At 67.2% G+C, this 3,950-nt stretch carries 6 protein-coding genes; 2 read left to right on the top strand and 4 right to left on the bottom strand.

The window, feature by feature from the left end; all coding sequences use genetic code 11:
• The first annotated feature begins 160 nt into the window (after positions 1–160).
• On the top strand, positions 161–700 hold the full coding sequence (locus VF794_RS37985; protein ID WP_331118297.1) for a peptidase M23: 540 nt from the start codon (positions 161–163) through the stop codon (positions 698–700).
• Between the two features lie 32 nt (positions 701–732).
• On the top strand, positions 733–1,368 hold the full coding sequence (locus VF794_RS37990; RefSeq protein WP_331118299.1) for a hypothetical protein: 636 nt from the start codon (positions 733–735) through the stop codon (positions 1,366–1,368).
• Here VF794_RS37990 and VF794_RS37995 read toward each other — a convergent pair.
• The 4 genes from VF794_RS37995 to VF794_RS38010 form a co-directional block, all read right to left on the bottom strand.
• A complete protein-coding gene (locus VF794_RS37995) occupies positions 1,362–1,697 on the bottom strand; it encodes a Smr/MutS family protein (RefSeq protein ID WP_331118301.1) in 336 nt (111 codons plus the stop codon). The two genes, VF794_RS37990 and VF794_RS37995, sit on opposite strands and share 7 nt — an antisense overlap.
• Positions 1,684–1,935, bottom strand: coding sequence for a hypothetical protein (locus VF794_RS38000; protein ID WP_331118303.1), 252 nt, complete (start codon positions 1,933–1,935; stop codon positions 1,684–1,686). The genes VF794_RS37995 and VF794_RS38000 overlap by 14 nt, the downstream gene beginning before the upstream one ends.
• Positions 1,936–2,021: 86 nt before the next feature.
• Positions 2,022–3,071, bottom strand: a complete 1,050-nt coding sequence (locus VF794_RS38005; protein WP_331118304.1) for a DUF72 domain-containing protein — start codon at positions 3,069–3,071, stop codon at positions 2,022–2,024.
• A gap of 139 nt (positions 3,072–3,210) precedes the next feature.
• On the bottom strand, positions 3,211–3,950 hold a 740-nt coding region (locus VF794_RS38010), incomplete at its 5' end, for a diacylglycerol/lipid kinase family protein (protein ID WP_331118306.1).

Below are 3,950 nucleotides of genomic sequence, written 5' to 3' on the forward strand. Positions count from 1 at the left end.
CCGTTTTTTCTCCCACTAAGAGAGGGACAGGGTGAGGGGTATCGAGCCCACTTGGGTTCCGCCCCTCGTCCCCGACAATCGGGGCCCATCTTCTCCTGATTTTTCCGTTTTCCTCTTTGTTCTGGGAGCGCAAGATGTAGCGCTCGACCTGGGAGGAATCATGAACGTGAGGAAGATGCTCCATGCCGCCATGGTGCTCGCGGTGTTCGGCTCCAGTGCTGCTTCCGCGGTCACCGCGATGGGACCCATCTGCAACAGCGCGGCGAAGGTGATCTCGACGACGTACTACTCGTGCACGGGGAGCAGCCACACCGCGCTCGACGTCGGCGGCGTGGCGTGTGGAGATCCGCTCTATGCCCCGCTCGTCGGGGTCTACACCTACAAGCTCTACGGCGGTTGCGCGAACACGTGCAGCGGCAGTGACTGCAATGGAGGGGCGGGCAACTACTTCGTCGTGACGGGTGCCAACGGCTGGGACTTCCGCATCCTCCACGCCAACACCGACGCCAACTCCACCACCAAGACGTGTGACCGCTGCCTGTTGGGCAAGGTGGGGGGGACCGGCAGCGCCACCACCCCGCATGTACACATCGACAACCGCCAGTACGGCACGCGCAAGTCGGCCTGGTACCTCAACACGGGCACGACCTGCGGCTCCAGCGCCTCGTGCGGCACGGTGCTCGGCCAGCCCACGCTCTGAGCCTGGACAGCGGTTTGATAGCATCGGGACGCATGAGCTGGATGAAACCCCTGATGCTGCTCGTGGCGGCCTCCGCCCTCCCGGCGTGTGGACCCTTCCCGTGTGAGAACTCCAATTCCCCGGAGTTCTCTCCGCCAACGCTGGTGCGGGGCACCGGGCGCGCCCTGGTCACCTGTGCCACGCAGGGGCAGCGTTCGCTCCAACTGGTCAACCAGAACACCCAATACGAGTACATCACGTACTCGCCAGCGGGCTCCCCGGTGTACGCCCTGCTGACGTTCGACCTGCCGCAACAGCAGGACGGAACGCGCTTGTCGGTGAAGCTCGAGATTCCGAGCACGCTCGCCGACGGCACCTACCCGGTGACCAGGGGCGGGCCCATCGATCTCTTCGTCAACGTCTCGAGACCGGAGGAGTACCAGGGGACCGTCACGTTCCAGCGCACGCGCGACGTTCCCTTCGCCGACCAGCAGGAACCGGAGCCCGGGACGTACACCCACGGCATCGACGTGACACTCGAGTTGGAGGGACGCCTGGGCTACGTGGGGACGAACTGTGACAGCCCGGCCACCTTCAAGGTGGAGCCGCTCACGGTCCACATGGAGCGCACGACCCACGTGGGGATGTGCGAAAACAAGCTGAGCGACCTTCGCCTGGGCGGTCACTGATCCCCAGGCCCCAGGGGCTTCAACCGGACCCAGGTGGCGCCCCACCCGCCATCGGCCTCGGAGGCGGAGCGGAACGACTCCACCTCGGGCAACTTCGGCAGCAGCGACTGCACGGTGCGCCTCAACGCCCCCGTGCCCTTGCCGTGGATGATGCGAACCTCGAGCACCCCCTCCTGACGACAGGCCCAGAGGTACTCGGTCACCACGTCCTTCACGTCTCGTGGGTGGAAGAGATGCAGGTCGAGATTCCCGTCCAGGGGAAGCTCCACCGGTGCCTCGGGGTCGAACTCAGCGTCGTCCGGATCCGAACCCTTCTCAGGGCTGACCACGACGTTGGTTCTCCAACTGTTGCTGTTGACGCTCGGCGTCGAGGCGGTGCTTTTCCCGGGCTTCCTGAAATTGGCTCTCCAAGGTGGAAAGCTCGTTTCGCAGGGCGGAGAAATGTTTACGCACGTCTTCCCAGGAGTTTCCCGCTTCCTGGCGTTGCTCCGCTCCCTCGGCACCGACGCCCGCGCCTCCGGCCGCTGACATGCGGACCACGAGCGCTGCAACAAGGACCGATCTCATGACAGCCCTTCCTAGCAAGCCGCGTGCTCAAGCCCGCCGGTTGTGATCCCACAGTATCCCACACCCTACGCCCACAGCACTATCGATCAAGAGTTCACACCTGGCGTGTTTCTTGTGCGCGACATGACGCTGCGCGCCAGAAGGACGGCGGAAAGCGGTGCGCTGCCCTCGGCCTTGTTGTTGAGCGTGACGAAAACGGGCCGGCCAGCATGCAGGACGGCGGCGGAGGCGCGAGCGATGGCCTCGCGGGTGCGCACGTCCTCGTCCACCAGCCGGTCGAAGGGGAAGTAGCGCTTGCGGGCCTCCTCGTAGTCGAGGTTCGGCGGCAGCATCCAACGCACCACCAGGGCCGGGGCCTGGAGGGCCCGCGTCCGCACGGCCTGGAGCTCCACGGGAGGCATGTCCTTCCACACCGCGAGCACCGGGCAGGCGCCGACGTCCGTGAGCGCCTGGGCCAGGGCCTCCGTCAGCAGGGCCTCGTTGCGCACCTCGACGGCATACAGGGGGCCACGCGGGAGCGCGGCGAGGAAGGCATGCAGCCGCTCCACGAAGGGCCCCACCCCGCCCAGGTCGCGCGGATCCTGCGGAGGCAACTGGAAGACGAGCGGCCCGGCCTTCTCCCCGAGCCCCTCGACGAAGGGGGCCACCACCAGATCGCTCGCGTAGGCGGCATCCAGGAAGCGGTCGTTGAACTGACCTCGCAGGTCGCCATAGCGCTGGTGCAGGGGCCAGCGCGAGAGGGTGCAGGCCTCGTGGGCCTTCACGAGGAAACGGAAGCCCTCGGGCACCTGGGCGGCGTACTCGGCGAAGGTGGAGGCGGAAACGGGGGCGTAGAAGGTCCGGTCCACGCCCACGGTGCGCAGCACGGGGTGGCGGGCGTACGCGGCGAGGCCCTCGCGGGAGAGGCGCGCGGGGGTGGCCTCACGGTCGTAGACCAGCCCCTTCCAGCCCGGGAATGTCCAGGAGGAGGTGCCCAGGAACAGGCCGGGGGAGAGCTGCTCCCCGAGCGCCCTCACCTCCTCGGGCTGCTCGGCGGGGCCCACGGGCTCCTCCTGGCCCCGACGACGCCCACGAGGCGGCGTGGGACTGGGTGCCCCGGTGAAGAGATCGAGCTGGGAAGGGTCTCGCTCCGACATGGCGCGCTCCGGCGTACTCTATTTCTAGAGTAAGCTGGAACGGCAGAACTTCCAAGGTCGAGTCGCGGAAAAAAAGAGGCCCGGTCGCCGGGCGGCCGAGCCCGGCGCGAGTTCACCGCGGTCAGCGTGAGGCGTCGCGCTACACCTTGAGGCGGATGGCGCCGGGCAGGATGGAGATGCGGCACGGCAGCTTGCCGGGCACCTCGCCATCCATCTCCAGGAGCACCTCCTGGTCGCTCTCGGCCTCCAGGGTGCGGCACTGGAGGTAGCGCGTCTTCTTCCAGGTGATGTGGTCGCCGTTGTAGACGCCCTTGGACTTGATGATGAAGTCGGACAGGCCGTAGTCGTGCCAGAGCGTCAGGTCGAAGAGCCCATCGTGGGTGACGGCCTTCGGGGCCACGCACATGCCACTGCCGAAGTAGCGTCCATTGGACGCGGCGACGACGGTGATGCCCATTTCCTCGGGCGCGCCGCCGTCCACGCGCAGGCGCACCCCGAGGTCCTTGTAGCGGGCCAGGGTCTTCACCGTGCCCCACAGGAAGCTCAAGTTGCCGCCGAGCGCCTTGCTGCCCGTGTTCACCTCGTGGGCCACCGCCGCGCTCACGCCGAAGGAGGCGATGTTGGCGAAGTAGCGCGACTCCTTCTGTCCCTGGTGGTTGACGAACTCGGCGAGCCCCACGTCGAAGGGCTCGGTCTTGTCGCTGCGCAGCCGCTCCAGGGCGGACTCCAGCTCCAGGTCCCAGTCGAAGGCGCGCCGGAAGTCGCCGCCGGTGCCGCGGGGAATCAGCCCCAGGGCCGCGTTCGGGTTGAGCGCCTTGCCGTCGCGGAAGAAGCCATTGATGACCTCGTTGACGGTGCCATCACCCCCAACCGCCGCGA

It is taken from the genome of Archangium sp., from assembly GCF_036389735.1.
Lineage (GTDB): Bacteria > Myxococcota > Myxococcia > Myxococcales > Myxococcaceae > Archangium.

Coding starts and splice junctions, on each gene's coding strand:
- VF794_RS37985 (WP_331118297.1), top strand. CDS start 161: ATGAACGTGAGGAAGATGCTCCATGCCGCCATGGTGCTCGCGGTGTTC.
- VF794_RS37990 (WP_331118299.1), top strand. CDS start 733: ATGAGCTGGATGAAACCCCTGATGCTGCTCGTGGCGGCCTCCGCCCTC.
- VF794_RS38000 (WP_331118303.1), bottom strand. CDS start 1,935: ATGAGATCGGTCCTTGTTGCAGCGCTCGTGGTCCGCATGTCAGCGGCC.
- VF794_RS38005 (WP_331118304.1), bottom strand. CDS start 3,071: ATGTCGGAGCGAGACCCTTCCCAGCTCGATCTCTTCACCGGGGCACCC.